This window comes from Aureimonas sp. Leaf324 (assembly GCF_001423245.1).
In the GTDB taxonomy this organism is placed as follows: domain Bacteria; phylum Pseudomonadota; class Alphaproteobacteria; order Rhizobiales; family Rhizobiaceae; genus Aureimonas.
Genome location: NZ_LMOH01000001.1, coordinates 486,200 through 512,038 on the forward strand (window position 1 = coordinate 486,200; position 25,839 = coordinate 512,038).

A 25,839-nucleotide genomic window follows, 5' to 3' on the forward strand; every position below is an offset into this window, starting at 1 on the left:
GATCATCGAGGACGGGCGCACTTGGCCGGCACCAACAGAAGCGACGAGAACCGGACCGGCGGACCGGCGATCATTCTCGTCGAACCCCAGCTCGGCGAGAACATCGGCATGGTGGCGCGTGCGATGGCCAATTTCGGCCTCGACGACCTGCGCCTCGTCAACCCGCGCGACGGCTGGCCGAACGAGAAGGCGAGGGCGAGCGCCTCGCGTGCGGACCACGTGATCGATGCGGTCCAGCTGTTCGATACCGTCGAGGCGGCGGCGGCCGACCTCACCTACCTCCTCGCCACCACCGCCCGCCCGCGCTACTCGATCAAGCCCGTGCGCGGGCCGGAGGAGGCCGGCGCTGAGCTGCGCGCCCGTTTCACGGCCGGGCAGGGCGCGGGCATCCTCTTCGGGCGCGAGCGCTTCGGCCTCTCGAACGAAGAGGTCGATCTCGCCGACGAGATCGTGACTTTCCCGGTGAACCCCGCCTTTGCCTCATTGAACATCGCGCAGGCGGTGCTTCTGATGAGTTACGAGTGGATGAAGTCGGGCCTTGGCGAGGGTGCTGCGCCGCGCTTCCAGGCGCCCGAGATCGCGCCGGCCGCCAAGGAAGACCTCTACCGTCTCTTCGACCATCTGGAGAGCGCGCTCGACACGACGAACTTCTTCTTCCCGCCGGAGAAGCGGGAATCGATGGTCCACAATCTGCGGATCATGCTGACGCGTGCCGGTTTCTCGGATGCCGAGGTGCGAATGCTGCGCGGCGTGCTGCGCGCGTTCGAATACCGAATTGAAAAAGGCGAGCCGTGAGCGACAAGCCCGTTCTCCTCTTCGATTCCGGCATCGGTGGGTTGACGGTGCTGCGCGAAGCGCGCGTCCTCATGCCCGAGCGGCGCTTCGTCTACGTCGCCGACGATGCTGCGTTTCCGTACGGCGACTGGGAAGAGGAGGCGTTGCGGACGCGGATCGTCGGCCTGTTCGGCGATCTTCTCGCCGAGCACGACCCCGCGCTCTGCATGATCCCGTGCAACACGGCGTCGACGCTCGTGCTGGGGGACCTCCGGACCACGTTCCCGCACATGCAGTTCGTCGGCACCGTTCCCGCCGTCAAGCCGGCGGCCGAGCGGACGCGCTCCGGCCTCGTCTCGGTCCTCGCGACGCCCGGCACCGTCAAGCGACAGTACACGCGCGATCTCATCACGCAGTGGGCTTCGAGATGCGAGGTCAACCTCGTGGGCAGCGTCCGGCTCGCCGAGCTGGCCGAACATTACATGCGCCATGGCTTCGTCGAGGAAGAAGCCGTGGCGGCCGAGATCGCGCCGTGCTTCGTCGAGCGCGACGGTCGGCGCACCGACATTGTGGTGCTGGCGTGCACGCACTATCCGTTTCTCGCCAATCGCATGCGCAAAACGGCGCCATGGCCCGTCGACTGGCTCGATCCGGCCGAGGCCATCGCCCGGCGGGCCCTGTCGCTGCTGTCGGCGCCGTCGGGCGACATTCCGTCGGGACCGGACCGAGCGATCTTCACCAAGGGCTCGCCGGATGCCGCGACGCGCTCGCTGATCCGCGGCTTCGGGCTTGCTGCCTGAGATCGGGAGGTGTTCCCTGGGCAGGCCGACAGCATGGCGGTCGGCCTGGCAAGCCGCTGGGACGTGCTCGGGATTGTGATCGAAAGAGCGCGGGGCCGGGCCCCGGCAAAGGAACGGCTGCAGCGCGTCATCGTTCGTCAGGCGGTATCAAACCAACGGATCGATCCATGGACCTGATCAAGATCATCTTCGCCATCCTGCTGCCGCCGCTCGGCGTGTTCATGGAGGTCGGGCTCGGCAAGCACTTCTGGATCAACATCATCCTGACGCTCCTCGGCTACATCCCCGGCATCGTCCACGCGATCTGGGTGATCGCCCGCAAGTGACCGCCGCGGCTTGACTTCTCGGGCTTTGGCCAATAGGGACAGCCTATCGGCGGATCGAAGGGTCCGCCGGTTTCATTTTACGTGTCCCGTGGGCCGCCGTGCGCTTCGTTCGGCAGCCCTGTCGGTCTCGCTCCAAAGGTGAGACAAAGGAGGGCGCGTTTCCTCGCGCAGCGGATGGTCCGCGTGCGCCTCATCCTTTGGGAAATGCGATGTCAAAGCGCGAGTCGTCCAAGTACAAAATCGATCGCCGCATGGGCGAGAACATCTGGGGCCGTCCGAAGTCCCCGGTGAACCGCCGCCAGTACGGCCCGGGCCAGCACGGCCAGCGCCGCAAGGGCAAGATGTCCGACTTCGGCACGCAGCTGCGTGCGAAGCAGAAGCTCAAGGGCTACTACGGCGACATCTCCGAGAAGCAGTTCCGCAAGACCTACGAGGAAGCCGCCCGTCGTCGTGGCGACACCTCGGAGAACCTGGTCGGTCTGCTTGAGTCGCGTCTCGACGCGATCGTCTACCGCGCGAAGTTCGTGCCGACGATCTGGGCCGCCCGCCAGTTCGTCAACCACGGCCATGTCAACGTCAACGGCGTGCGCACCAACATCGGTTCGTACCGCTGCAAGGCCGGCGACGTGATCGAGGTTCGCCAGAAGTCGAAGCAGCTGACCGTCCTCATCGAGGCGACCCAGCTCGCCGAGCGCGACGTGCCGGACTACATCGAGGCGGATCACTCCAAGATGGTCGCGACCTTCCAGCGCATTCCGGGCCTCGGCGACGTGCCGTACCCGGTCGTCATGGAGCCGAACCTGGTCGTCGAGTTCTACTCGCGCTGATCGGTTCGCCGAGAGCTATCGAATGCGAAGGCCGCCTCCGGGCGGCCTTTTGTTGTGGGGCCGTCCTTGTTAATCGAGGCCCGAAGCGAGGACCTGGCCCGATGCTGGACGACGTTCCGAACCAGCCGATCAACGAGACGGCCGACGAAGCCGACACCGGCGGCGCGCATCCGATGTTTCGCGATGCGCCCGATTCGGTATCCTTCAAGAAGCTCCGCAAGCGTCTCCTGCGCGAGATGCGGGAGACGATCGGGACCCACGCCATGGCGCGGCCCGGCGCACGCTGGCTGGTTGCGATTTCCGGCGGCAAGGACTCCTACTCGCTGCTCGCTCTGCTGCTCGACCTGAAATGGCGCGGGCTCCTGCCGGTCGAGCTTCTCGCCTGCAATCTCGACCAAGGCCAGCCGAATTTCCCGAAGCACGTCCTGCCCGACTGGCTGACGGCGAACGGCATCGCCCATCGGATCGAGTATCGCGACACCTACTCCATCGTGAAGGAGAAGGTGCCGACGGGCGCGACCTACTGTTCGCTCTGCTCTCGCCTCCGCCGAGGCAATCTCTACCGCATCGCGCGGGAGGAGGGCTGCGAGGCGCTGGTGCTCGGGCACCATCGCGACGACAGCCTCGAGACCTTCTTCCTCAACATGTTCCACGGCGGCAAGCTGTCGGCCATGCCGCCGAAGCTCCTGAACGACGAGGGTGACCTTCTCGTCCTGCGTCCGCTGATCCGCTCGGCGGAGGATGATCTTGCGCGCTTCGCCGCCGCCATGCGCTTTCCCATCATCCCCTGCGACCTCTGCGGCAGTCAGGACGGTCTTCAGCGCAACGCCATGAAGGCGTTCCTGTCGGACATGGAAACGCGCTTTCCGGGCCGTCGCGAGACGATCGGACGGGCGCTCGCTAACGTGCGTCCGAGCCATCTCCTCGACCCCGCGCTCTTCGACTTCGCCAGCCTCCAGCCCCGATTGGACGAAACCCCGTGACCTTCGATATCGACACGCTTGCCACCATCCTGCGCGACGCCGCCAAGGCCGAGGTCATGCCGCGCTTCCGGCGCTTGGATGAAGGCGACATTCGCGAGAAGACGTCCGCAATCGATCTTGTGACAGAGGCGGACGAGAGCGCCGAGCGCTTCATCAAGGCGGCCTGCGGCAGCGCCTTCCCCGACGCGCTCTTCGTGGGTGAGGAAAGCGTCGCGGCCGATCCGGCCCTTCTGGCCAAGATCGCCGAGGCCGACCTCTCGATCATCGTCGATCCGATCGACGGCACGGCCAATTTCGCGATGGGCGTGCCGCTGTTCGGCGTGATGGCCGCAGTCGTCTCGAAAGGACAGACGATCGGCGGCATCATCTACGATCCGCTCGGCGACGACTTCATGATCGCCGAGCGCGGGGCCGGATCATTCCTGGTGCGTCCGAACGGCGAGCGTCAGCGCCTGCAGGTCGCAGCACCTGCTCCGGTCGAGGAGCTGTTCGGTGTCGCGTCGTCGAGCTTTCTGCCGAGGGAGGAGCGCCGTCAGCTCCTTCAGCGGATGGCCGAGATCCGGGTTTTCGCGAACTATCGCACAGCCGCCCATGAGTACCGCCTCGCGGCGTCCGGCCACGTCCACTTCCAGTTCTATCTGAAGCTCATGCCCTGGGATCACCTCGCCGGGTCGCTGCTGATCGAGGAAGCCGGCGGCTACGTGCGCAAGCTCGACGGTTCGCCCTACCTGCCGACCGACGTCGAGGGCGGCCTTCTGACCGCCCCGGACGCGGCGACCTGGAAGGCCGTGCGCGAGCTCGTCGGCCCCGAGATCACCGCCTGAACCGTTTGGCGGCGGCCTACTCGGCCGCCGCGGGTTCCACGACGCGGGGCCCGCCGTCGCGCGGGCTCGGCCGCTCGTTGAAGAGCTTGCCGTTCTCGGCGACGAGCGTGCAGCCGAAAGCGCCGAGCGACAGGACGACGTAGCCGACGAGGAGCGGGATCAGCGTCCCGTCGTACATGAAGCCGACGATCCCGCCGAGGACGCCACCGCCGAAGGTCTGCATGAAGCCCAGCACCGACGAAGCCGTGCCGGCCACGTGGCCGAGTGGGTCCATGGCCAGCGCGTTGAAGTTCGTGCCGATGAAGCCGAACATGCAGAGCGAGAGGATCGTCATCGGTAGGTAGACCGAGAAGGGCGGCACGCCGCCGTTCAAAAGCGCGATGACGAGGTGCAGGACGTTCAGCCCGAGGAAAACGCACATCGCGCCATGCGACAGGTGCCGCATCCCGAAGCGCTCGACCAGACGCGAGTTCCAGAACGACGCGAACGCCATGAAGATCGCGCCGGCCGAGAAGTAGAGCGTGAACTCGGGGCCCATGCCGTAGATCGAGACGTAGATCTGCTCCGCCTGGTTGATGAAGGCGAAGAGGACGCCGAAGGTCAGAGCGGTAGAGAGCGTGTAGGCGAAGGCCGTGCGATTGGTCACGACGACCCGGAACGCCTGCCCGACACGTGCGATCGTCAGCGGCAGCCGGTCTTCAGGATGCTGCGTCTCGGGCAGGCGGAAGTAGGTCCACAGCGTCACGAACGCGCCGAAGGCCGCGACCGCGATGAAGATCTCGTGCCAGTCGCCCACGAAGAGCACGAGCTGGCCGAGATTCGGCGCGATCACCGGGATCGCCATGAAGATCATCATGACGAGCGACATGACGCTTGCCATGCGCGCGCCGCCGAAGCAGTCGCGCACGACCGATACCGCGATGACGCGCGTGGCGGCCGCACCGATCCCCTGGATCGCACGAAGCGTCAGGAGCATGGCGAAGCTCGTCGAGAAGACGGCTGCGACCGACGCCAAGACATAGACGCAGAGGCCGAACAGCAGCACCGGCCGCCGGCCGAAGCGGTCCGATAGCGTACCGTAGAAGATCTGCGAGATGCCGAAACCCATCACGTAGGCAGTGATGACGAACTGGGCGTGGTTCGGGTTGGCCAGTTCCAGCGTCTGCGTGATGTTGGTGAGCGCCGGGATGAAGATGTCGATGGCCGCGGCGTTCAGCGCCATGATGCAGGCGATCAGGGTCACGAGCTCCCAATAGGGAATCCCGCGCACGGTCTTGGGCGCGCTCGACATGAGGTCCGGTCTTTCGTTGGTCGCGTTCGTTCTAAGCCGGGCGGTACAAAAAGCAAGGTCGCCTGACGAACGCTGCGGCTGGTCCGCAAACGAAAAAGGCCCGCTCGGATGAGCGGGCCTGTCTGAGTCGGCGAATGGCGGTCAGGACGCCGTTGCCGGGGCGTTCAAGGCGATTCCCTTATCGCCCATGAAATCCTGCAGCTCACCCGCCTGGAACATCTCGCGGAGGATGTCGCAGCCCCCGACGAACTCGCCCTTCACGTAGACCTGCGGAATCGTCGGCCAGCCGCCGTATTCCTTGATGCCGCTGCGAAGCTCGTCCGAGCTCAGGACGTTGACGCCCTTGTAGGGCACGCCGAGGTAGTTGAGGATCTGGACGACCTGACCGGAGAAGCCGCACTGCGGAAAGTCCGGCGTGCCCTTCATGAAGACGACCACGTCGTTTGTCTTCACCTCGTTGTCGATCCACTCGATGATGCCGGCCATGGCCAAATCCCGTCTTGTCGCGCCCGCCGACCCGGCGGGCAATGGTGCGTCTCGGCTCACATACGATGTCCGGGTCGCGCTTTAAAGGTCGCGTGGATCGGATGCCTACTTCGGAGCGCTCGTCTGTAGGGCGAGGGCATGCAGGACGCCGCCCATGTTCCCCTGCAGCGCCTTGTAGACCATCTGATGCTGCTGAACGCGCGACTTGCCGCGAAACGATTCCGCGACGACTTCGGCGGCGTAATGGTCCCCGTCGCCCGCAAGGTCGCGGATCGTGACCGTCGCGTCCGGAATGGCGTCCTTGATCATCGCTTCGATGTCGTGAGCGTTCATGGGCATGCGGTAATCTCCTGCCGGCGACGACGATAGGGAGGCGTCGCCGCAATGCCGAGGATAGGGCCATTGCCGGGTCCGAGCAATCGAACCCGGCCGCTCGCGTCAGGCCGCGGCGGCTTCCGCGGTGAGGGTGCCCGACATGAAGTTGGGGAACCAGCTCTCGTGCGCCACCGTGAGGTCGGCGACCGCGACCGCCAGCGCGCCATCTACCTCCAGCGCCACGCCCCCGACGGTTCCGAGGCGTCGATGGGGCAGGGAGCCCAGCTCCGACGCGACAGCCTCCGCCGCTTCAGCCGCTACGGCGACGACATATCGCGCCTGATCCTCGCCGAAGAGCAGCGCATGACGCGCGCCCTCGCCGGCGGACACCCTGGCGCCGATGTTCGACGCGATGGCCATTTCGGCGAGAGCAACGGCAAGGCCGCCGTCGGAGAGATCGTGGCAGGCGCTGACACGGCCTGAGCGAATGAGGCTGCGGACCGCATCACCGTGACGACGCTCGGCCTCGAGATCGACCACCGGCGCGCCGCCATCCTCGCGACCGGCTATCTCGCGCAGGAAGATGGACGCGCCGAGATGCGTCCCATCCTGTCCGACGAGGAAGAGGACGTCGCCGTCCTTCCAGCCGCCGATCGTCGCCGTCTTGGTGCGGTCGTTGATCAGGCCGACGCCGCCGATGGTGGGCGTCGGCAGGATCGCCTGGCCCAGCGTCTCGTTGTAGAGCGACACGTTGCCCGACACGATGGGGAAGCCGAGCGCCTCGCAGGCCGCGCCGATGCCCTGGATCGCCTTCACGAGCTGGCCCATGATCTCGGGCTTCTCGGGATTGCCGAAATTCAGGTTGTCGGTCGCGGCCAGGGGCTCGGCGCCAACGGCCGTGAGGTTGCGCCAGCACTCGGCAACGGCCTGGGCGCCGCCCTGGTAGGGATCGGCCTCGCAGTAACGCGGCGTCACGTCGGACGAGAAAGCGAGCGCCTTCGTCGGGTGGCCGTCGACGCGCACGACGCCGGCATCGCCGCCGGGCCGCTGCATCGAGTTGCCCTGAATCAGCGTGTCGTACTGCTCGAAGACCCAGCGCCGCGAGGCGATGTCGGGCGAACCCATGATCTGGAGAAGCGCGGCGCCATAGTCCTTCGGCTCGGCCACGTCGGATGCCGAGACCGGCGCGGCTGGCTTCGGCTCGACCCACGGGCGGTCGTATTCCGGGGCCTCGTCACCCAGTTCCTTGATCGGCAGGTTGGCGACCTCCTTGCCGTCGAAGAGGATGCGGAAGCGCAGATCGTCCGTCGTCTTGCCGACGACCGCGAAGTCGAGCCCCCATTTCACGAAGATGGCCTTTGCCTCCTCGTGCTTCTCGGGACGCAGGACCATGAGCATTCGCTCCTGGCTTTCCGAGAGCATCATCTCGTAAGGCGTCATGCGCGCCTCGCGCACCGGCACCTTGTTGAGGTCGAGTTCGATGCCGAGGTCGCCCTTCGCACCCATCTCGACCGCCGAGCAGGTGAGGCCTGCCGCGCCCATGTCCTGAATCGCGATGACGGCGCCGGTCTGCATGAGTTCGAGGCAGGCTTCCAGCAGGCATTTCTCGGTGAACGGGTCGCCGACCTGCACGGTCGGGCGCTTCTCCTCGATCGTGTCGTCGAACTCCGCCGAGGCCATCGTCGCGCCGCCGACGCCGTCGCGGCCGGTCTTGGCGCCGAGATAGACGACCGGCAGGCCAACGCCTTCCGCCTTGGACAGGAAGATCGCGTTCGACTTCGCGAGGCCCGCGGCGAACGCGTTGACGAGGCAGTTGCCGTTGTAGCGCGGGTGGAAGTTCACCTCGCCGCCGACCGTCGGCACGCCGAAGGAGTTGCCGTAGCCGCCGACGCCCGCGACGACGCCCGACACGAGGTGCCGCGTCTTCGGGTGATCCGGCGCGCCGAAGCGAAGCGCGTTCATGGCCGCGATCGGGCGCGCGCCCATGGTGAAGACGTCGCGCAGGATGCCGCCGACGCCCGTCGCCGCGCCCTGGTAGGGTTCGATGTAGGACGGGTGGTTGTGGCTCTCCATCTTGAAGACCACGCAGTCGCCGTCGCCGATATCGACGACGCCGGCGTTCTCGCCCGGTCCCTGAATGACCCGCGCGCCCCTCGTCGGCAGCGTGCGCAGCCAGCGCTTCGACGACTTGTACGAGCAGTGCTCGTTCCACATCGCCGAGAAGATGCCGAGCTCGGTGATCGTCGGCTCGCGGCCGATCAGGTCGAGGATCCGCTGATACTCGTCCGGCTTGAGGCCGTGGCTGGCGATGAGCTCCGGGGTGATCTGGATGTCGGCCATGGAGACTCCGAAACCGTCTTCAGGAATGGCGAAAGGCCTTCGCCGCCGATCGGGCGGGAAAGCTGCGTCTTATCTGGCCGGTACCCAATCCGACCGGTTGCGGCAAGGGCCGACGTCGGCACTGGCGCGCAGGATCGTCGCGTCATCCTCGACCTGACTGACCGCGCCTTCGATCCGGCGCTGCAGGATCAGCAGCGTATGGTCGAGGCGACCGTCCCGCATCGGCGCGCGCAGGCAGACGGCATAGCCGGACGCGGCAACGCCGGCGACAAAACCCCGTGTCCGCTCGAACGGCTGGCGCCGGTAGATCGCCGACCCCGTATCGCGGATGTAGCGAATTTCCGCAGCGTTCGGAGCGGGCGCTCCAACGGCGGTCAACGGCGCCGCGTCGGTGCGACAACCGCCGAGAACGGTCGACGCCAGGACGAGCAGGCCGAAGCCCGCAATTCGCAGGATCGTAGGCGCTTCAGGCATCGCAGGCGGTCGAGCCGGCGCGCCAGCGGGCGAGATCGCCTTCCAGCCGTGCGCGCAGCGCGGTGTCGAGGAGAGGCCCGTAGGTCGCGACATCGGTCGATCCCGCCGCGCCTTCCACAACGAGCAGCGGACGCGCCTCGAGGCGGCCGCGAGGCACCAGGAGAAAACGCGGACGCCCAGAGAAAGACGACAGTTCTGGCGCGATGCTGTAGCTCGCGAAGGCGGGATCCTTGGACTTGAACCAGCAGCGATTGGCGGTGAGCGTCAGCCGCTCCATCCGGTCGAGACCGGTATCGGCCCGACGCGGGGCCGGCTTTTCCGGCGCCGGAGCGCGGGACGCGCAACCGCCCGCAACGAGAAGGGCTGCGAGCGCGAAGCCCAGCGTGGAGAGTCGTGCGGCGTTCAAGCCGCGAGGCCCCGTCCGACGAGGCCCAGCGCACCCTCGAACAGCGGACGGCCGTCGCTGCCCCCATGCTCGGGCTCGATCAGGTTTTCCGGGTGGGGCATCATGCCGAGCACGTTGCCGCGATCGTTGACGATTCCGGCGATGTCGTTGATGGCGCCGTTCGGGTTGGTGCCGTCCGCATAACGGAACACCACTTGACCTTCGCCCTCGATGCGCTCCAGCGTCGAGGCGTCGGCGAAGTAGTTGCCGTCGTGATGGGCGACCGGGCACCGGATCACCTGATCCTGCGCATAGCCCTCGGTGAAGCGCGTGCGGGCGTTCGTCACTTTCAGCTTCACCTCGCGGCAGACGAACTTCAGCGTCGTGTTGCGCATCAGCGCACCCGGAAGCAGCCCTGCCTCGCAGAGGATCTGGAACCCGTTGCAGACGCCGAGCACCGGCACGCCTGCCGACGCCTTTTCGGCCACCGCGCGCATCACCGGCGAGCGGGCTGCGATGGCCCCGCAGCGCAGGTAGTCGCCGAACGAGAACCCGCCGGGGACGACGATCAGGTCGACGTCGGGAATCGCGGTCTCGGTCTGCCAGACGGTGACGGGCGCCTGACCGGAGATCTTCGTCAGCGCCGCGATCATGTCGCGATCGCGGTTGAGACCCGGCAGAAGGACGACGGCGGACTTCATGGACTGATCCCTCAGGCGATTTCGATCGCGTAGTTCTCGATCACCGTGTTGGCGAGAAGCTTCTCGCACATGGCCTTGAGATCCGCTTCCGCCTTCGCGCGATCCACGCCGTCGACCTCGACATCGAAGACCTTACCCTGACGAACGCCGGACACGCCGTCGAAGCCGAGCGTGCCAAGAGCCCCCTCGATCGCCTTGCCCTGGGGATCCAGGACGCCGTTCTTGAGGGTGACGACGATGCGCGCCTTGATCACGTTGTCTGCCTGCCTTGCGAATGAACCAATCGGAGAGCCGGAGCCGGCTGCAACACGGGACGCCGTGCTACTTGACCAACACCGGCCCGGAAGGGCGGGGCGGCTCGTTTTCGTTCATGATGCCGAGACGCCGCGCGACTTCTTGATAGGCCTCGACGAGGCCGCCCATGTCGCGACGGAACCGGTCCTTGTCGAGCTTGTCCTGGGTCTGGACGTCCCACAGACGGCACGAGTCGGGCGAGATCTCGTCTGCGACGATGATGCGCATCATGTCGCCCTCGAACAGGCGGCCGGTCTCGATCTTGAAGTCCACGAGCTGGATGCCGACGCCGAGGAAGAGGCCGGACAGGAAGTCGTTGACGCGGATGGCCAGCGCCATGATGTCGTCGATTTCCTGCGGGGTCGCCCAGCCGAAGGCCGTGATGTGCTCTTCGGAGACCATCGGGTCGTCGAGCTGGTCGGCCTTGTAGTAGAACTCGATGATCGAACGGGGCAGCACGGTGCCCTCCTCGATGCCGAGGCGCTTGGCGAGCGAACCCGCCGCCACGTTGCGCACCACGACCTCGAGCGGGATGATCTCGACTTCCTTGATCAGCTGCTCACGCATGTTGAGTCGCCGGATGAAGTGCGTCGGAATGCCGATCCGGTTCAGATGGCTGAAGATGTATTCGGAGATGCGGTTGTTCAGGACGCCCTTGCCGTCGACGACCTCGTGCTTCTTCTTGTTGAAGGCGGTCGCATCGTCCTTGAAGAACTGAACCAGGGTGCCAGGTTCCGGGCCTTCATAGAGAATCTTGCCCTTGCCTTCGTAGATACGGCGGCGACGTGTCATGGATGATGCCTGATCGCGTAAGGGGCGAGTCGAACGGCGACCCGCTAAAACCATATGTCTCCCGCGGGTGAATAGACCAAACGCCCCGCCTAAACAATCGCAAACCAGACATGCGGCCGCGGCAGGGCGCGCGCGTGCGTCGCTGGACAAGGCCGAGCAGGCCGCTAGCATTCACTTCCGACCGCTGCATAGCTGACGAAAGGACATTGGAATGACGCTCAACGATCGTGGCCAGGACAACGAGCTGCTCTACGCTCACGACGAGGAGCGCAAGTTCAGGATCGAGGCGAGGGCCACCAAGCTTCTCGCGCTCTGGGCCGCGGGAAAGCTCGGCAAGACCGGAGCCGAAGCCGAGACCTACGCGACAGGACTGGTCAACCTCGATCTCGGCGCCGGCGGATCGCAGGACGTTCTCGCCCGGATCCGGACCGACTTCGACGCGGCGGGCGTGCAACAATCCGACCACCAGATCGAGCGTCATCGCACCGAATGCCTGGAGGAAGCCGCGAAGCAGATCGCGGCGTCCTGATGAGCCTCGATAGCCTTCGTGCCCTGCTCGGTCGTTCCGAGCCGGCGCTCTGCGGATGGTCCAGCCTCGCCGATCCCGTGGTCCACGAGATCCTGCTCAAAAGCTTCGACGCGCTCATCCTCGACGGACAGCACGGGCTTCAGGGGATCGCCGATCTGCGCGAGGGGTGCGCACGGGCGGCTCTGCTCGGGAAGCCTGCCATCGTCCGCGTCGCGCCGGGCGACCTCGCGCTGGCGGGACGCATCGCCGACCTCGGCGCATCGGCGGTGATCCTGCCGATGGTAGACAATGTCGACGAAGCCCGGCGTTTCGCAAAGGCCCTGCGTTACATGCCGGGCGGCACCCGGTCGTTCGGTCCGACGCGCGCGGCCGATCTTTTCGGCCTTGCGCCACGCGACTACTTCGCCGCGGCGGATGGGGCCGTGATGTCGTTCGCGATGATCGAGACCGCGGGTGCGCTCGCTGACCTCGACGCCATTCTCGGTGTTCCCGAACTCGGCGGCGTGTTCCTCGGGCCGTCCGACCTGTCGATCGCCATCGGCAACGGCGTACTCGACCCGAAGGGCCGAGCGACCGACGAAGCGATCGCCGACGTCGCCCGGCGCGCGCGCGCAGCCGGAAAGGCCGTCGCGATCTACGCGCTCGATACGGACGACGCGCGTCGCTATGCCGGCATGGGCTGCCAGATGATCGGCATCTCATCCGACGTCGCGATCCTGAAGGCAGGATGCGCACGGCTCACCGCCGAATTCCGCGGCTGACCTCTCAAGGGGTGGGAAGGCGGGCCAAGAACTTTCCGAAGGTCAGGAGACCCTCGGGCCAGGGACCGTGCCCGCTTTCTTCGTCGAGACGACCGGACTCGCCGGCGTCGACGAACAGCGAGCCCCAGGCCGCGGCGACGTCCTCGACCGCCTCGAAGCTGTGGTCCGGTTCGCCGCGGCTCGCGACCACGACCGAGGGAAACGGCAGCGGGTCCCGCGAGTAGGCGGGGAAACCGTGCGCTCCCTCGCCGAGATCGAGCGGGGCGACGAAGAAGGCGCCCACCACGGTCTGCGGGAGCTTCGGCACGGCATTCACGACCGCCGCCACGCCCAGCCCATGCGCGACGAGCATAAGCGGCCGCGTCGCTTCGGCGATCGCCGTTGAGACATCCTGCGACCAGATGGCCGCATCTCCGTCGGCGGGCGCCGTGACCCTCCGTGCTGTGGAGAGCTTGGCTTCCCAGCGGGACTGCCAGTGCTGCTCGGACGCACCGTTGAGGCCGGGAATGATGAGAATGTCGACATCGGAAACTCGCATCGCCCGCAGATGCGAAGAGGCCCGCGGGTTGTCAAGGCGATGGGGTCAGAGGAGCGGGCTGATCAGGCGTGTGACGTTCTCGCCGAGTTGGACGAAGAAGCCGCGCCGGTTCCATTCCTCAAGGTTGAGCTTCCGGCTCTTCGTCCGATAGTCGTCCTCGATGGCGCGCAGATCGCGCACAGTGTCCTCGCTATAGGTGATCAGCGTCACCTCGGAATTCAGCTCGAACGAACGCCGGTCCATGTTCGCCGAACCGATGATCGCGATGTCGTCGTCGATCGACAGGTGCTTGGCGTGCAGGAAGCGCTCGCGATAGAGCATCACCTCGACGCCGGCTTCCAGAAGCTCGTCGTAATAGGACTGCTGGGCGTGGTCGATCAGGAAGCTGTTCGTCGTCGAGGTGACGAAGAGCGTCACCCGAACGCCTTTCGCCACAGCCGTCCTCATCGCCAGTAGCAGCGGCTCGTTCGGAATGAAGTAGGGCGTCGCCAGCACCACGCGTTGCCGGGCGCTGTAGATGAGATCGGTGAACAGGATGTCGACGCCGGCCTCGGGGTAGTCCGGCCCCGAAGGGAGAACCTGTGCGGTCGCGGTCCGCTCGGCGGAAGGGGGATGCGGCGCGGGCATCAGTTCGTGCGAGCCGATATCCTCCGCGGTCTCGAGGTACCAATCACCGATGAAGATCGCCTGGAGCTCCAGCACCACCGGCCCTTCGACGCGCGCCATCAGCTCGCGGTAGAAGGTCTTCGGCTCGTATTCGATGCGGTGCATGTTCTGGGAGCCGACCCACCCCACCTTGCCGTCCACGACGACGATCTTCCGATGGTTGCGCAGGTCCATGCGTGTCGCCTGGTTCCAGAAGCGCAGCGGCAGAATCAGCCGCAACTCGACGCCCGTGTTCTTCAGGCGTTTCGCGATCGCCTTCCGGTCGCGCGACGAGCCGACGGCGTCGATGAGGAGGCGGCATTTGACGCCGCGCTTGGCGGCGCGCTGCAGGGCGCTCAGGACCTTGTTGCCGGCCTGGTCGTTCTGCAGGATGTAGACCATGACGTGCGCATGGTGGCGCGCGGCGTCTATATCGGCCGCGATCCGGTCGACCACCCGGTTGTAGTCGGCGTCGAGAACGATGCGGTTGTCGGCCAGACACGGGAAGCGACCGATCCGGTGGACGAGATGGGCCGTCATCCGGTGTTGCGGCCGCAGCGTTCGCATGCCGCCGGTCCCTTCCAGCGTCATGTGGGCGATGGCGCGGCGGATGATGTCGGGGACGTTCTTCAGTCGGTCCTGCCGCCACTTCGGATGCCGCGCGTTGCCGACCGCGAGATAGACGGCCAGCGCGGCCCACGGCAGAAAGAAGAACAGGAGCAGCCACGCCTGCGCCGCGACCGGGCTGCGGCGGAACGGGATGTAGATCACCGCGCCGATCAGGATCGCCCAGCTCATGAAGGTGAGCGCCACGGGCAGGATCGTGCCGTCGACGAATTCGATCATACGTGTTCCGACCTCGATCGTCGTGCCGTCCGCTGCGTCTTGCACTTCAGTGCCTACGGGGCGATATGGGCGACGCCGCGCACCGGGCGAGACGCTGGTGGAAAGATCATCGGCGGAACGAGCCGAACCCTCCCACGTTGAGAGCCACGGCCGCTGGCGGGACGCGGGCGATGCGAAGCGGTGAGGGCATGTTGCGGATCGTCTACGCCAACCTGGGTTACAGCCGCGACATCGACGGTTCTCTGAAGCACCATGTCCGCCGTGCCCACCATCACGTCTTCACGACCCGCAGCGTGCAGCTGCGCAGCCTTGGGCTGGTGCGCGAGCGCCTGCGCGAGCTCAAGCCCGATCTTTCGTGCTTCGCCGAGATCGACAAAGGGTCGTTGAACAACGGCTTCTTCGATCAGGTCGGGGCCTTGGCGGAGGCGCACCACACGACCGTGCGCATCGACAACAAGTACGGCGCAGGCCGAAATTTCCGCCGCTTGTCGGTCTCGCGGGGCAAGTCGAACGCCTTTCTCGCGTCGCGGCCTTTGAGCTACACCGCTCGCTACCTGTCGTCGGGCAAGAAGCGGCTCGTCTACGACATCGAGATTTCAGGTATCCGCATCCTGATGGCCCACCTGTCGCTACGCTATCACGTGCGCTGCCTGCAGATGACTGAACTCTCTCGGTGGGTGCGCGAGCGCGAGGGGCCGACCGTCGTCATCGGCGACTTCAACCTGTTCCGCGGCGTCGGCGAACTGCATCCGCTTCTCGCCGATGGACGGATGGTGCACGCGAACGCGCATTCGGGTCCGACCTTCCGGCTGGGACCCTATCGCGCTGCGCTCGACATCTGCCTCTTGTCGAAGGACCTTCAGGATCGCTGCCGGATCGCGATCCTCGACCAGCCCTATTCCGACCACCAGATGATCCAGCTCGACATCGAAGGGGCGGGCGAGGGCGGGACGCGTCCGCTGGAGACGCCCGTCCTCGTCGCCGCCGACGCCGAGGCGGCCTGACGTCCGTCAGGCCTTTTCGAAGACGCGCTGGAAAATCGTGTCGACGTGCTTGGTGTGATAGCCGATGTCGAACTTCTCGCGGATGTTGGCCTCCGAAAGGGCCGCAGTCACCTCGGCGTCGCTCAGGAGTTCGGTGAGGAAGTCGGCGCCGTGCTCCCAGACCTTCATGGCGTTGCGCTGGACGAGGCGGTAGGCGTCCTCGCGGCTCACGCCAGCCTGCGTCAGCGCGAGCAGGACGCGCTGCGAGTGGACCAGACCCTTGAACTGGTTGAGGTTGCGATCCATCCGCTCGGGGTAGACGAGCAGCTTGTCGATGACGCCGGTGAGACGGGCCAGTGCGAAGTCGAGCGTCACCGTGGCGTCCGGGCCGATGTAGCGCTCGACCGAGGAGTGCGAAATGTCCCGCTCATGCCAGAGCGCGACATTCTCCATCGCCGGCATCGCGAAGGAGCGAACCATGCGGGCGAGGCCGGTCAGGTTCTCGGTCAGTACGGGGTTGCGCTTGTGGGGCATGGCCGACGAGCCCTTCTGGCCCGGCGAGAAATACTCCTCCGCTTCCAGGACTTCGGTGCGCTGCAGATGCCGGATTTCCGTCGCCAGACGCTCGATCGACGAGGCGACGACACCGAGCGTCGCGAAATACATCGCATGGCGATCGCGCGGGATCACCTGCGTCGAGACGGGTTCCGGCTTGAGGCCGAGAGCTCTGGCGACATGCTCCTCGACGCGCGGGTCGATATTGGCGAAGGTGCCGACGGCGCCCGAGATGGCGCAGGTCGCGACCTCTTCGCGCGCCGCGCGCAGACGGTCGCGGCAGCGGTCGAACTCGGCATAGGCGAGAGCGAGCTTGACGCCGAAGGTCGTCGGTTCGGCATGGATGCCATGGCTGCGGCCGATGGTGACCGTGTCCTTGTGCTCGAAAGCGCGGCGCTTGAGCGCTTCCAGAAGCGCGTCCATGTCGGCGAGGAGGATGTCGGTCGCGCGCACGAGCTGGACGTTGAAGCACGTGTCCAGCACGTCCGACGACGTCATGCCCTGATGGATGAAGCGGGAATCGGGTCCGACGAACTCAGCGAGATGCGTGAGAAAGGCGATCACGTCGTGCTTGGTGACACGCTCGATCTCGTCGATCTTGTCGACGTCGAACTGCGCCGCGCCGCCCTTCTCCCAGATCATCTTCGCCGCTTCCTTCGGGATCACGCCGATTTCGGCCAGCGCGTCGCAGGCATGGGCCTCGATCTCGAACCAGATCCGGAACTTGGTCTCCTGCGACCAGACGGAGACCATCTCGGGGCGGGAATAGCGGGGGATCATCGGCAGGCCTTTCTGGCGGACGGCGAACGGGGCTCGGCCGCGCTGTAACAGACGAGCCGCCGCGCCTCAATCGAAGCCGGCGCGCTACGGCGCCAGCTCGGACCAGGACGGCTTGAGATCGCCGGCTGCGGGCCGTGCGGCATGAACGCCCCGCGCGATGGCCCGCGCCATCGCGCTGGTCGCCGCCGCCGCGAGCTCGATCCGCTCGGCCGCTTCGGGCCTCCAGCCGCTGGTGCCGGTCGCGGCCGCAAACACCAGATCGCCGTCGAAGTCGGTATGCGCCGGCCAGATGGCCCTTGCGAACCCATCGTGGGCGGCGACCGCCAGGCGGCGGGCCGCGCCCTTGTCGAGAATCGCGTCCGAGGCGATCACGGCGATTGTCGTGGCCGTGCCCGGCCGCGGCGAAAGTTTGGTGACCGGAGCATGGGAGAAGGCTGGCAGGGGAGCGGGCAGTCCGAGCCCTCCGAACTCGTCGCCGATCTCGAACGGCGCGGCATGGAAATGCCGGGTGGGTCCGACGAGGGGCGAGCCGAGGGCGTTGACTGCGACGAGGGCCGCCACGGTTGCGCCCGACGAAAGGACGAACGAGGCGGATCCAAGGCCGCCCTTGGTGACAGCGGTCGTCGCGCCGGCTCCCGCGCCCGCGCTCCCCAACTCGAACGTCGCGCTGGCCTCTGTCGCCGCCCGGAACCCGAGCTCGCGATAGGGCGAATGCAGCCCCCAGTCCTTGTCGCCGCCGTTGGCCAGATCGAACAGGATGGCGGCCGGCACGATCGGGACGCGGTGCCCCGCGGCTTCGAACCCGCGGCCGATGGAGCGGAGATAGGCCTGGACGCCGGACGCCGCATCCAGCCCGAAGGCCGACCCGCCCGACAGGACCAGCGCGTCGACGCCGGGAACGAGCTTGTCGGGCGAGAGGAGATCGGTCTCCCGCGTGCCCGGCGCACCGCCGAGGATTTCGACGGCCGCAACGCAGGGCGCATCGAAGAGGACGGCGGTGCTGCCGCTTTTCAGCCGATCGTCGTGCGCATTGCCGACGCGCACGCCGCCGACATCCGTCAGCAGATTGCGGGGGCCCGTTCGCCAATAGGACGGCAAGGCCTCAGCCCTCAGCTTCCGGGACGAAGCGTCGGCCGTCCCAGCGATACGCTCGGAACGGCGTGACCTCGGCCGAGCCATCCCCTTCGAAGCGCACGAGGCCGGTCGAGGTGACGAAGGTTTCGCCGTTCAAGAGATCAACGATGCTTCGGTTTTCCGACCGCGCCCGAGCCGCCGCCTGAAGGGCGATCTCGGCGCCGGCACGGGTGATCCGAGCGTAGCCCTCGTCCTCCGGTGGGGTCTCCGAGGGCGTCCAGTCCACGTCGAGACCACTAACGATGACCGTGACGCCCGCAGGCAGCGCGACGGCTCCCTCGGAGTCGATCAGAGATTCGCCGCCGGCCGCCTCGAGCGTCAGCCCGATCTCCGCGGCGTCCCGCAGGATCACGGCCGTGTCGCTGCGCGCACCGAGGAACAGGACCCTCGTCACGCCGCTCTGCTGCAGCCGCCGGGCAAGCGGGAACTGCTTCTCCTCCGCCGGCCGATAGGTGTCCGTGAGGGCAGCCCGCAGGCCGTTGGCTTCGAGTGCCAGCCGCACCTTGTCGGCAAGGTCTCGCGACTGGGGTGAGCCGTCCTCGACGATCCCGAAGGCTGCATCCGACCAGCGATCTCGAACGAAACCGGCGAGCGCCTTTGCCTCGGCATCGGCCGCCGGTGCGAGCCGCCAGATCAAGGCTCCGTCCTTCTCGCGCTGGCGCTGGATACGCGCCGCGCGCACGCCGGTGTCGAGTACGGGGATCGAGGCGGCGGTGAGCTTCGGCAGCGCGGCCTCCAGCGCCACCGTACAGAGGAACCCGACCGCCGCCGAAACGCGGGCGGCGATCAGCGCGTCGGCCGCCTCGCGGCCGCCATCCGCCGTGCACCCGGTATCGACCGGCATGACGCTCGCCCCGCCGTCCGCGGCGGCCCGTTCCGCGCCCGCGACCATCTGCTGTCCGAGGATGGCGCTCGGGCCGCTGAGCGGCGCGGCGACGCCAATCACGATGGCGTCAGTCGTCTGCGCCAAGACAGGCGCCGTCGCCAGCATCGCAAGAGAAAGCGTCAGGGGAAGGGGCGATACGCGCAGGGACATGGCTCGTTCTAGCGCCTTCGAGACCGGGTTGCGAGGTGGCTTCGCTTGACCCTTCGCACGAGCGCCGCTTAAGTCGCCGCGGGCCGCGACAACCGGCGCGCGCGGGAGAACGGACCCGACCTTCAGGCTCGCGGTCCTCAACGTTTTTTGGGAGTTCAAGCATGATCGGCGGACGCAAAGCCATTCTGGGCCTGACGGCTTCTCTTCTCGCGCTCGGCGTTTCCGCCGCGTCGGCGCAGGATGCCGCGATCAAGGTCGGCCTCATCGGAGGCATCACCGGCCCCATCGAGAGCCTGATGCCGCCTATCGCCAACGCGGCCAAGCTCGCGGTGGCGCAGGTCAACGAGGCCGGCGGCATCGGCAAGAACGGTGCGAAGGTCGAAATGGTGATCGGCGACGACGGCTGCGTCGACGCGGCGCGGGCGTCGGATGCCGCCGACCGTCAGGTCAACTCGGAGAAGGTCGCCGGCATCGTCGGCGCGATGTGCTCCGGCGCCACGATCGCCGCGGCGAATTCCGCCGCCATTCCGGGCGGCGTCGTGATGGTCTCGCCGGCTTCGACCTCGCCGGCCGTGACCGACCTCAATGACAACGACCTCGTGTTCCGTACCGCGCCGTCCGACGCCTATCAGGGTGAGGTGCTGGCGCGCGTCGTGAAGAAGAACGGCATCGACAACGTCGCCGTGACCTACGTGAACAACGACTACGGCACCGGCTTCGCGCAGGCCTTCCAGAAGGCGTTCGAGGCGAATGGCGGCAAGGTGACGGTCTCGCAGGCGCACGAGGACGGCAAGGCCGACTACCGCGCCGAGATCGGTTCGCTCGCTTCGTCCGGCGCCGACGCGCTGGTGGTGCTCGCCTATGTCGACGGCTCGGGTGGTCGCATCGTCTCGCAGGCCCGCGAAACCGGCGACTTCTCGACCTTCATCGGCGGCGACGGCATGGTCGGTGGCAACCTGACCAACGTGACTGGCGGCGACGAGAAGCTGATCCTGACGCGTCCGGGCGGCACGGCCGCGCTCGGTGCCGAACAGTTCGCGACCGCCGCCAAGGCCGCCAACATCGACCCGGCCGCCACCTACACCTCGACCTCCTACGACGCGTCATTCGCGCTTCTCCTGGCGCTCGAGAAGACCGGCGGTTCGCGCGAGGGTCTCAGCAAGGCTCTCCGCGAGGTCGCTTCCGCGCCGGGCGAGGTAATCCTGCCGGGCGAGTGGGCGAAGGCGAAGCAGCTGATCGAGGCGGGTACCGACATCAACTACGAAGGCGCTTCCGGCGCGCTCGAGTTCGACCCCAAGGGCGACGTGCCGGGCTCCTATGACGAGGTGACGGTCAAGGACGGCAAGATCGTGGTCGTCGACCCCGCCATGTAAGGTCCGCGCCCAGAACGCAGATATGCGAAGGCCCCGGAGCTTCGGTTCCGGGGCCTTTTCTGTTCGAGTCAGTGCGTCTTCATGGGGTCGTGGCCCCAGTTCATCAGCGAATAGCGCCAGGGCGTGTCCTTGATCTCGCCCTTCGGCTTCTGCTTCATATGGCGCTTGATGTAGCCCACCACCTTCTGCATGTGCTCGTACTCGGCGTCGGTGAGATCGGACTTCTCCATGCCTTTGATCTCGATGATCTCGCGGCCCGACTTGTGGCCGACCGACTCGCCCTTGCCGCCGGACTTCGCGCCCACCTCCTTGGATTCGTCGGTGCCGAGCCACGTCTCGATCTGCTTCGGCGTCATGTTCACGAGGTCCTTGAACTCGGCATAGACCTCGGCCCGCTTGTCGTCGTTCATGCGTGCGCTCCCGCTGTGGTTGCGGGCCCAACGACTTCTCTCTGTGGACGGTTCCTGCAAAAACCGTTCAGCTCGTGCGGCGTCGCTCCGGCAGGACGCCGTGGGGCGCGAAGCGCAGGACCAGCGTGATGGTGAGGCCGATCACAAAGACCCGCATCTGCAGCGCGCGGGAATCGAGGTCCGGCGGGGCGACCCAGCCGAACAGGCTCTGCCCCCAGTCGCGCGCCAGCGAGAACACGGTGAGCGCCGCCGGCTCCGACATGGTCCACACGATATAGACGAAAACCGCGCCGAAGATCGCACCCCGATTGTTGCCCGCGCCGCCGAGGATCACCATCACCCAGATCAGGAAGGTGTGGTTGAGGTCGACGAAGCCCGAAGGGTCGAAGATCGACGTGAAGTGGACGAGGATCGCGCCGCCGAGCCCCATCAGCATGGCGCCGAGCACGAAGATTTCCAGCCGCCGGCCGTCGACGTTCTTGCCCATCGAAGCCGCCGCCGCCTCGTTGTCGCGGATGGCGCGCATCATGCGGCCCCAAGGGGCGCGATAAGCCCGCTCCATCAGAAGGTAGACGAGGAGCAGGATGACGGCGGTGACCGCGAGATAGAGGCTCCGGCCCCAGAGGAAGCCGACCTCGGCAGGAGTAGGCACCGGCCAGGGTAGAGGCGAGACCGTCAGCGTGCCGCGCGTAAGCCAGTCGGCGTTGCGCAGAAACGTCTTGATGATCTGAGCGATGCCGAGCGTCGCGATGGCGAGATAGTCGGCGCGAAGACCGAGACAGATCTTGCCGATCACGAAGGCGATGGCGCCGGCGACGACACCGGCCGCCAGCCAGCCGACGCCGACCGGCAGGCCGAAGCCGCCGATGAAACCGGCCTCGGCCTCGATCGCGGTCGTCGCCGGATCGAACTTCGCTGTCACCAGCATGAAGGCGACGGCGCTGGCGATCACGGTCAGCGCGGTGACGAGCCCTTGCGGCAAACCGAGGCGACGGGCCTGCGCGATCAGCCCGACGACGACGACCGACCCGACGAGCCAAAGCAGCGCCTCGCCCAGCATCGGCGCCCCGCTCGAGGCCCAGAAGGCTTCGTTGACCGGGAAGGTCATCAGCACCGAGGCGAACGCGCCGGCCACGATGAAGCCCATGATGCCGACGTTGAAGAGACCGGCATAACCCCATTGAATGTTCAGGCCGATCGCGATGATCGCGTAGGCGGCGGCCTCGACCAGCATGCGCGTGGCGTAGGCCGAGCCCTGGAGCCAGAAGATCGCGGCGACGAGCCCCGCGAGAGCCAGGATCAGGGCGAGTTCGCGGGTGCGGTTCGAGGGGGCGGTCTTGGCGCGCATCAGAACACCCGGCCCTTGAAGATGCCCGTCGGCCGGTAGATCAGCACGACGATGAGGATGAAGAACGGCACCACCAGGCGGTATTCCGTCGGCACGAAGGCGAGATTGGCGGGGATCTCGACGCCGGCCGGAAGCAGTCCCTGGAAGGGGCGCAGCAGCACCGACAGGTTGAAGACCGAGAGCGTTTCGGCAAAGCCGATGAGGTATCCGCCGGCGATCGCGCCGTAGGGCTGCCCGATGCCGCCGACGATCGTCGCCGCGAAGATCGGCAGCAGGATGTTGTAGGCGAGGTCGGGCTTCAGCTGCACGTCCATGGCCAGCATCGTGCCGGCGATCGCCGCGAGCGAGCCGCCGATAACCCAGGTCGCCTTGACCACCGTGTCGAGCGGGATGCCGGTGACGCGGGCAAGGTCCGGGTTGTCCGAGACCGCTCGCATCGCCTTGCCGAGGCGCGAGCGCGTCAGGAACAGGTGCAGCGCCACCACCGACACGACGGTCAGGATGATCAGCGCCAGCTGCGGCTCGGTGATGACGATCGGACGGCCGCCGGTCGGGATGCGGAAGATCTGCTTCGGGGCCTCGAGGAACATGTCGCGCGAGCCTGTGCCCGCGAAGAGGCGGATGAGGCCCTGGAGCATCAGCGTCACGCCGATGGAGGCCATGACCATCACGACGGGACGCGCGCCACGGTCGCGAAGCGGCTTGTAGAAGGCCTTGTCGAGCCCGATCGCAAAGACCGAGGTGAGCAACATGACCACCGGCAGGAGCGCCAGTGCCAGCGGGATCGGCAGCGAGATGCCGGACGCAGCACACAGGCTTGCCAGCACGAAAGCGAAGAACGCGGCCGCCGTCATCATGTCGCCATGCGCGAAATGAGCAAAGCGCAGGATGCCGAAGATCAGCGTCACGCCGACGGCGCCGAGCGCGTAGATCGAGCCGATGATGAGCCCGCCCATGACGCCGCGATTGATGAAGAAGACTAGCTCGTCCAAGGGTTTGTCTCGAAGGGTTCGATCAGGAGGCGAGGGGGCGTCTCAGCCGCCCAGGAAGGATTTGGCCACGTCGGGGTCGGCGAGGAGCGCCGCGCCCGTGTCGGTGAAGCGGTTTCGTCCGCCGGCCAGCACGAAGCCCTTGTGGGAGATGCCGAGCGCCTGTTTGGCGTTCTGCTCGACCATGGCGACCGTGACGCCGGACGCGTTGACGGCGAGGATCCGGTCGAAGATCTCGCTCATGTAGCGGGGCGAAAGGCCGGCCGTCGGCTCGTCGAGGAGGATCAGCTTCGGGTCGATCATCAGGGCGCGGCCGACCGCGACCATCTGGCGCTGACCGCCCGACAGCTCGCCCGCCGGCTGCCGGCGCTTGTCCTTGAGCGGCGGGAAGATGTCGTAGACACGATCCAGAAGGCCCGACACGTCGTCGCGCCGGACGTAGGCACCCATTTCGAGGTTCTCGTGGACGCTCAGCGTCTTGAAAACGTTGTGCTCCTGCGGAACGAACGCCATGCGCAGCGCGCTCAAGCTGTCGGTCGTACGGTTGGTGATGTCCTGTCCGTCGAACGTCACCCGGCCCGACGACACGCGCAGCAGCCCGAAGATCGCCTTCAGCGTCGTCGACTTGCCGGCCCCGTTCGGCCCGACGATCACGCCAATCTCGCCAGCTTCGAGCGACAGGTTGACCCCGTTGAGGATCATCGCCTCGCCGTATCCGGCGACGACGTTCTCGACCTTGAGAAGGCTCATGCCCCAACTCCCGCATTGGTCGTCGCATGGCCGGTGGGCGAGCCGCCGAAATAGGCCTCGACGACCGCCTCGTCGGCCTGGATCTCCGCCAGCGTCCCCGTGCGCATGACTTCGCCGGCCGCCATGACGATTACCGGGTCGCAGAGGCGGCCGATGAGGTCCATGTCGTGCTCGATGACGAAGAAAGTGTAGCCGCGCTCGGCGTTCAGCCGCTCGATGTTGGCCGCGATGTCGTTGAGGAGCGTCCGGTTCACGCCGGCTGCGATTTCGTCGAGAAGCACGATCTTGGCATCGACCATCATGGTGCGGCCAAGCTCGACGAGCTTCTTCTGACCACCTGACAGGTTGCCGGCGAGTTCATGCGCGACGTGCCCGATCTTCAGGAAGTCGATCACGTCCTCGGCCCGATCGCGAACCCGGGCCTCGAACTCCCGCACCTTCCGGCCGCGAAACCAGGCCTCCACGAGGTTCTCGCCCGGCTGCCCGCCCGGCACCATCATCAGGTTCTCGATCACGCTGAGATGCGAGAACTCGTGCGCGATCTGGAAGGTGCGCAGGAGGCCGCGATTGAAGAGCTGGTGCGGCCTCAGACCCTGGATTTCCCGGCCCTCGAACAGAATCTGGCCGGAGGTCGGCGCCAGATTTCCGGCCACCATATTGAAAAGGGTCGATTTCCCCGCGCCGTTCGGACCGATCAGCCCGGTGATGCCCCCCTGTTCCACCGTCAAGGAGCAGCGATGGACCGCGGTGAAGCCGCCGAACCGGCGCGTTACGTCCCTGACCTCGAGGATCGGCGCCATCTCGGCTTCCTATCGCATTGAAACGGTTCCCGAAGCGGCGCGTCGAAGCCATGTCGGGAGAGCGGGCACGTCCTGAAGCCTTGCGGCGGCGATGTCAAACGCGTTGACGCTCGCGTCGCTCACGAACTCGAAAACTTTGGCGGCCTATGGTGCGCCTGCCCGGGTCGCGCCCCATGTTGAGGGGGCGTCCCGCAAACGACGTGTCAGCCCGAAGGACGGACCTTGCTTCTGACCCACGCCGAAATCGACCGAGCGGCCTTCCGCGAGGCCATGAGCCATTTCGCCGCCGCGGTGAGCCTGGTGACCACGGACGGCCCCGCAGGACGGCGCGGCGTGACCGTGACCTCCGTCTGTTCCGTCTCCGACGACCCGGCGACGCTGCTCGTCTGCCTCAATCGGACGAGCGCGGCGAACGCGCGCTTCGCCGAAAACGGCGTCTTCGCGGTGAACGTCCTGGCCGATCGCAGCGAACCCGTGGCGCGCGCCTTCGCCGGCGAGGGAAAACTCGACCTCGACCAGCGGTTCGCATCCGGTCGCTGGACCACGCTCGAAACCGGCGCCCCGATCCTGGAGGACTCGATCGTCTCGTTCGATTGCCGGATCCTCGAAAGCCGGACCGTCGCGACGCATCAGGTGACGATCGGGCAGGTCGTCGGCCTCTCCGTACCCCGCGCCGGCCATAGCCTCCTCTACCGGGCGCGGCGCTATCATGCGCTGCAGCACCTCGAACCCGAATGAAGCGGTTGTGAG

At 66.7% G+C, this 25,839-nt stretch carries 29 protein-coding genes and 1 pseudogene; 11 read left to right on the forward strand and 19 right to left on the reverse strand.

From position 1 onward, the window contains the following. Positions 1–21: 21 nt before the first annotated feature. From ASF65_RS02320 to ASF65_RS02340, 6 genes are all read left to right on the forward strand, one after another. Positions 22–795: an RNA methyltransferase gene (locus tag ASF65_RS02320; protein WP_055884494.1), complete on the forward strand. Its 774-nt coding sequence runs from the start codon at positions 22–24 to the stop codon at positions 793–795. Further along, positions 792–1,574: a glutamate racemase gene (gene murI, locus ASF65_RS02325; RefSeq protein ID WP_055884497.1), complete on the forward strand. Its 783-nt coding sequence runs from the start codon at positions 792–794 to the stop codon at positions 1,572–1,574. Before ASF65_RS02320 ends, murI begins: the two co-directional genes overlap by 4 nt. Positions 1,575–1,741: 167 nt before the next feature. Further along, positions 1,742–1,900, forward strand: a complete 159-nt coding sequence (locus ASF65_RS20675; RefSeq protein WP_082505117.1) for a YqaE/Pmp3 family membrane protein — start codon at positions 1,742–1,744, stop codon at positions 1,898–1,900. 209 nt (positions 1,901–2,109) lie between these two features. Then, positions 2,110–2,727: a 30S ribosomal protein S4 gene (rpsD, locus tag ASF65_RS02330; RefSeq protein WP_055884500.1), complete on the forward strand. Its 618-nt coding sequence runs from the start codon at positions 2,110–2,112 to the stop codon at positions 2,725–2,727. A gap of 101 nt (positions 2,728–2,828) precedes the next feature. Further along, positions 2,829–3,710, forward strand: coding sequence for a tRNA 2-thiocytidine(32) synthetase TtcA (ttcA, locus tag ASF65_RS02335; RefSeq protein ID WP_055884501.1), 882 nt, complete (start codon positions 2,829–2,831; stop codon positions 3,708–3,710). Then, a complete protein-coding gene (locus ASF65_RS02340) occupies positions 3,707–4,534 on the forward strand; it encodes an inositol monophosphatase family protein (protein ID WP_055884504.1) in 828 nt (275 codons plus the stop codon). Before ttcA ends, ASF65_RS02340 begins: the two co-directional genes overlap by 4 nt. 16 nt (positions 4,535–4,550) lie before the next feature. Here the strand turns inward: ASF65_RS02340 and ASF65_RS02345 are convergent. The 9 genes and pseudogenes from ASF65_RS02345 to purC all read right to left on the reverse strand — a co-directional run. Further along, positions 4,551–5,843 (reverse strand): annotated as a pseudogene (locus ASF65_RS02345) (multidrug effflux MFS transporter); the annotation flags it as partial. Between the two features lie 123 nt (positions 5,844–5,966). Next, positions 5,967–6,311: a Grx4 family monothiol glutaredoxin gene (gene grxD / locus ASF65_RS02350; protein ID WP_055884511.1), complete on the reverse strand. Its 345-nt coding sequence runs from the start codon at positions 6,309–6,311 to the stop codon at positions 5,967–5,969. A gap of 105 nt (positions 6,312–6,416) precedes the next feature. Beyond that, entirely contained in the window at positions 6,417–6,650 is a 234-nt protein-coding gene (locus ASF65_RS02355) for a BolA family transcriptional regulator (RefSeq protein ID WP_055884514.1), read from the reverse strand. A 99-nt stretch (positions 6,651–6,749) separates the two neighbouring features. Further along, complete coding sequence (gene purL / locus ASF65_RS02360) at positions 6,750–8,966, reverse strand: phosphoribosylformylglycinamidine synthase subunit PurL (protein ID WP_055884516.1); 2,217 nt, start codon at positions 8,964–8,966, stop codon at positions 6,750–6,752. Between the two features lie 69 nt (positions 8,967–9,035). Beyond that, complete coding sequence (locus tag ASF65_RS02365) at positions 9,036–9,440, reverse strand: hypothetical protein (protein ID WP_055884519.1); 405 nt, start codon at positions 9,438–9,440, stop codon at positions 9,036–9,038. Next, a complete protein-coding gene (locus ASF65_RS02370; protein WP_055884522.1) occupies positions 9,433–9,846 on the reverse strand; it encodes a hypothetical protein in 414 nt (137 codons plus the stop codon). Before ASF65_RS02370 ends, ASF65_RS02365 begins: the two co-directional genes overlap by 8 nt. Further along, positions 9,843–10,526, reverse strand: a complete 684-nt coding sequence (purQ, locus tag ASF65_RS02375) for a phosphoribosylformylglycinamidine synthase subunit PurQ (protein WP_055884526.1) — start codon at positions 10,524–10,526, stop codon at positions 9,843–9,845. The genes ASF65_RS02370 and purQ overlap by 4 nt, the downstream gene beginning before the upstream one ends. 11 nt (positions 10,527–10,537) lie before the next feature. Continuing rightward, entirely contained in the window at positions 10,538–10,780 is a 243-nt protein-coding gene (gene purS / locus ASF65_RS02380; protein WP_055884529.1) for a phosphoribosylformylglycinamidine synthase subunit PurS, read from the reverse strand. A gap of 67 nt (positions 10,781–10,847) precedes the next feature. After that, positions 10,848–11,612, reverse strand: a complete 765-nt coding sequence (gene purC / locus ASF65_RS02385) for a phosphoribosylaminoimidazolesuccinocarboxamide synthase (RefSeq protein WP_055884531.1) — start codon at positions 11,610–11,612, stop codon at positions 10,848–10,850. Positions 11,613–11,823: 211 nt separating this feature from the next. On the opposite strand from purC, the gene ASF65_RS02390 reads away from it, so the two are divergent. Then, on the forward strand, positions 11,824–12,141 hold the full coding sequence (locus ASF65_RS02390) for a DUF1476 domain-containing protein (protein WP_055884535.1): 318 nt from the start codon (positions 11,824–11,826) through the stop codon (positions 12,139–12,141). Further along, positions 12,141–12,902: an aldolase/citrate lyase family protein gene (locus tag ASF65_RS02395; RefSeq protein ID WP_055884538.1), complete on the forward strand. Its 762-nt coding sequence runs from the start codon at positions 12,141–12,143 to the stop codon at positions 12,900–12,902. The genes ASF65_RS02390 and ASF65_RS02395 overlap by 1 nt, the downstream gene beginning before the upstream one ends. Positions 12,903–12,906: 4 nt before the next feature. Here ASF65_RS02395 and ASF65_RS02400 read toward each other — a convergent pair whose 3' ends face one another. Both ASF65_RS02400 and cls read right to left on the reverse strand, forming a co-directional pair. Further along, complete coding sequence (locus ASF65_RS02400; protein ID WP_055884540.1) at positions 12,907–13,440, reverse strand: alpha/beta hydrolase; 534 nt, start codon at positions 13,438–13,440, stop codon at positions 12,907–12,909. A 45-nt stretch (positions 13,441–13,485) separates the two neighbouring features. Continuing rightward, a complete protein-coding gene (gene cls, locus ASF65_RS02405) occupies positions 13,486–14,931 on the reverse strand; it encodes a cardiolipin synthase (RefSeq protein ID WP_055884542.1) in 1,446 nt (481 codons plus the stop codon). Between the two features lie 170 nt (positions 14,932–15,101). Between cls and ASF65_RS02410 the strand changes: the two genes are divergently transcribed. Beyond that, positions 15,102–15,935, forward strand: coding sequence for an endonuclease/exonuclease/phosphatase family protein (locus ASF65_RS02410; RefSeq protein WP_156369124.1), 834 nt, complete (start codon positions 15,102–15,104; stop codon positions 15,933–15,935). Between the two features lie 6 nt (positions 15,936–15,941). Here ASF65_RS02410 and purB read toward each other — a convergent pair whose 3' ends face one another. The 3 genes from purB to ASF65_RS02425 form a co-directional block, all read right to left on the reverse strand. After that, complete coding sequence (purB, locus tag ASF65_RS02415; protein WP_055884547.1) at positions 15,942–17,249, reverse strand: adenylosuccinate lyase; 1,308 nt, start codon at positions 17,247–17,249, stop codon at positions 15,942–15,944. 84 nt (positions 17,250–17,333) lie between these two features. Further along, complete coding sequence (locus ASF65_RS02420; protein WP_055884550.1) at positions 17,334–18,347, reverse strand: P1 family peptidase; 1,014 nt, start codon at positions 18,345–18,347, stop codon at positions 17,334–17,336. Between the two features lie 4 nt (positions 18,348–18,351). Further along, positions 18,352–19,353: an ABC transporter substrate-binding protein gene (locus ASF65_RS02425; RefSeq protein WP_162239441.1), complete on the reverse strand. Its 1,002-nt coding sequence runs from the start codon at positions 19,351–19,353 to the stop codon at positions 18,352–18,354. Between the two features lie 227 nt (positions 19,354–19,580). Here ASF65_RS02425 and ASF65_RS02430 point away from each other — a divergent pair, with 227 nt between their 5' ends. Next, on the forward strand, positions 19,581–20,792 hold the full coding sequence (locus ASF65_RS02430) for an ABC transporter substrate-binding protein (protein WP_055884556.1): 1,212 nt from the start codon (positions 19,581–19,583) through the stop codon (positions 20,790–20,792). Positions 20,793–20,860: 68 nt separating this feature from the next. Here ASF65_RS02430 and ASF65_RS02435 read toward each other — a convergent pair whose 3' ends face one another. The 5 genes from ASF65_RS02435 to ASF65_RS02455 all read right to left on the reverse strand — a co-directional run bounded on the left by ASF65_RS02435 (position 20,861) and on the right by ASF65_RS02455 (position 25,089). Continuing rightward, the gene (locus ASF65_RS02435) at positions 20,861–21,202 is read right to left on the reverse strand and encodes a DUF3140 domain-containing protein (RefSeq protein ID WP_055884557.1); all 342 of its coding nucleotides are present in this window, start codon (positions 21,200–21,202) and stop codon (positions 20,861–20,863) included. Between the two features lie 67 nt (positions 21,203–21,269). After that, on the reverse strand, positions 21,270–22,550 hold the full coding sequence (locus tag ASF65_RS02440) for a branched-chain amino acid ABC transporter permease (RefSeq protein WP_055884560.1): 1,281 nt from the start codon (positions 22,548–22,550) through the stop codon (positions 21,270–21,272). After that, a complete protein-coding gene (locus ASF65_RS02445; protein ID WP_055884564.1) occupies positions 22,550–23,542 on the reverse strand; it encodes a branched-chain amino acid ABC transporter permease in 993 nt (330 codons plus the stop codon). The genes ASF65_RS02440 and ASF65_RS02445 overlap by 1 nt, the downstream gene beginning before the upstream one ends. 42 nt (positions 23,543–23,584) lie before the next feature. Continuing rightward, on the reverse strand, positions 23,585–24,289 hold the full coding sequence (locus ASF65_RS02450) for an ABC transporter ATP-binding protein (protein WP_055884566.1): 705 nt from the start codon (positions 24,287–24,289) through the stop codon (positions 23,585–23,587). Further along, positions 24,286–25,089 (reverse strand): ABC transporter ATP-binding protein, encoded by an 804-nt coding sequence (locus tag ASF65_RS02455; RefSeq protein ID WP_055884568.1) that lies wholly within the window; start codon positions 25,087–25,089, stop codon positions 24,286–24,288. The genes ASF65_RS02450 and ASF65_RS02455 overlap by 4 nt, the downstream gene beginning before the upstream one ends. A 222-nt stretch (positions 25,090–25,311) precedes the next feature. On the opposite strand from ASF65_RS02455, the gene ASF65_RS02460 reads away from it, so the two are divergent. Continuing rightward, entirely contained in the window at positions 25,312–25,827 is a 516-nt protein-coding gene (locus ASF65_RS02460; protein WP_244486530.1) for a flavin reductase, read from the forward strand. Positions 25,828–25,839: the final 12 nt, after the last annotated feature.

Coding starts and splice junctions, on each gene's coding strand:
- purC (WP_055884531.1), bottom strand. CDS start 11,612: ATGACACGTCGCCGCCGTATCTACGAAGGCAAGGGCAAGATTCTCTAT.
- ASF65_RS20675 (WP_082505117.1), top strand. CDS start 1,742: ATGGACCTGATCAAGATCATCTTCGCCATCCTGCTGCCGCCGCTCGGC.
- ASF65_RS02450 (WP_055884566.1), bottom strand. CDS start 24,289: ATGAGCCTTCTCAAGGTCGAGAACGTCGTCGCCGGATACGGCGAGGCG.
- purL (WP_055884516.1), bottom strand. CDS start 8,966: ATGGCCGACATCCAGATCACCCCGGAGCTCATCGCCAGCCACGGCCTC.
- ASF65_RS02395 (WP_055884538.1), top strand. CDS start 12,141: ATGAGCCTCGATAGCCTTCGTGCCCTGCTCGGTCGTTCCGAGCCGGCG.
- purB (WP_055884547.1), bottom strand. CDS start 17,249: ATGATCCCCCGCTATTCCCGCCCCGAGATGGTCTCCGTCTGGTCGCAG.
- cls (WP_055884542.1), bottom strand. CDS start 14,931: ATGATCGAATTCGTCGACGGCACGATCCTGCCCGTGGCGCTCACCTTC.
- ASF65_RS02390 (WP_055884535.1), top strand. CDS start 11,824: ATGACGCTCAACGATCGTGGCCAGGACAACGAGCTGCTCTACGCTCAC.
- ASF65_RS02365 (WP_055884519.1), bottom strand. CDS start 9,440: ATGCCTGAAGCGCCTACGATCCTGCGAATTGCGGGCTTCGGCCTGCTC.
- ASF65_RS02435 (WP_055884557.1), bottom strand. CDS start 21,202: ATGAACGACGACAAGCGGGCCGAGGTCTATGCCGAGTTCAAGGACCTC.
- ASF65_RS02455 (WP_055884568.1), bottom strand. CDS start 25,089: ATGGCGCCGATCCTCGAGGTCAGGGACGTAACGCGCCGGTTCGGCGGC.
- ttcA (WP_055884501.1), top strand. CDS start 2,829: ATGCTGGACGACGTTCCGAACCAGCCGATCAACGAGACGGCCGACGAA.
- grxD (WP_055884511.1), bottom strand. CDS start 6,311: ATGGCCGGCATCATCGAGTGGATCGACAACGAGGTGAAGACAAACGAC.
- purQ (WP_055884526.1), bottom strand. CDS start 10,526: ATGAAGTCCGCCGTCGTCCTTCTGCCGGGTCTCAACCGCGATCGCGAC.
- ASF65_RS02430 (WP_055884556.1), top strand. CDS start 19,581: ATGATCGGCGGACGCAAAGCCATTCTGGGCCTGACGGCTTCTCTTCTC.
- ASF65_RS02355 (WP_055884514.1), bottom strand. CDS start 6,650: ATGCCCATGAACGCTCACGACATCGAAGCGATGATCAAGGACGCCATT.
- rpsD (WP_055884500.1), top strand. CDS start 2,110: ATGTCAAAGCGCGAGTCGTCCAAGTACAAAATCGATCGCCGCATGGGC.
- ASF65_RS02400 (WP_055884540.1), bottom strand. CDS start 13,440: ATGCGAGTTTCCGATGTCGACATTCTCATCATTCCCGGCCTCAACGGT.
- ASF65_RS02410 (WP_156369124.1), top strand. CDS start 15,102: ATGCGAAGCGGTGAGGGCATGTTGCGGATCGTCTACGCCAACCTGGGT.
- ASF65_RS02440 (WP_055884560.1), bottom strand. CDS start 22,550: ATGCGCGCCAAGACCGCCCCCTCGAACCGCACCCGCGAACTCGCCCTG.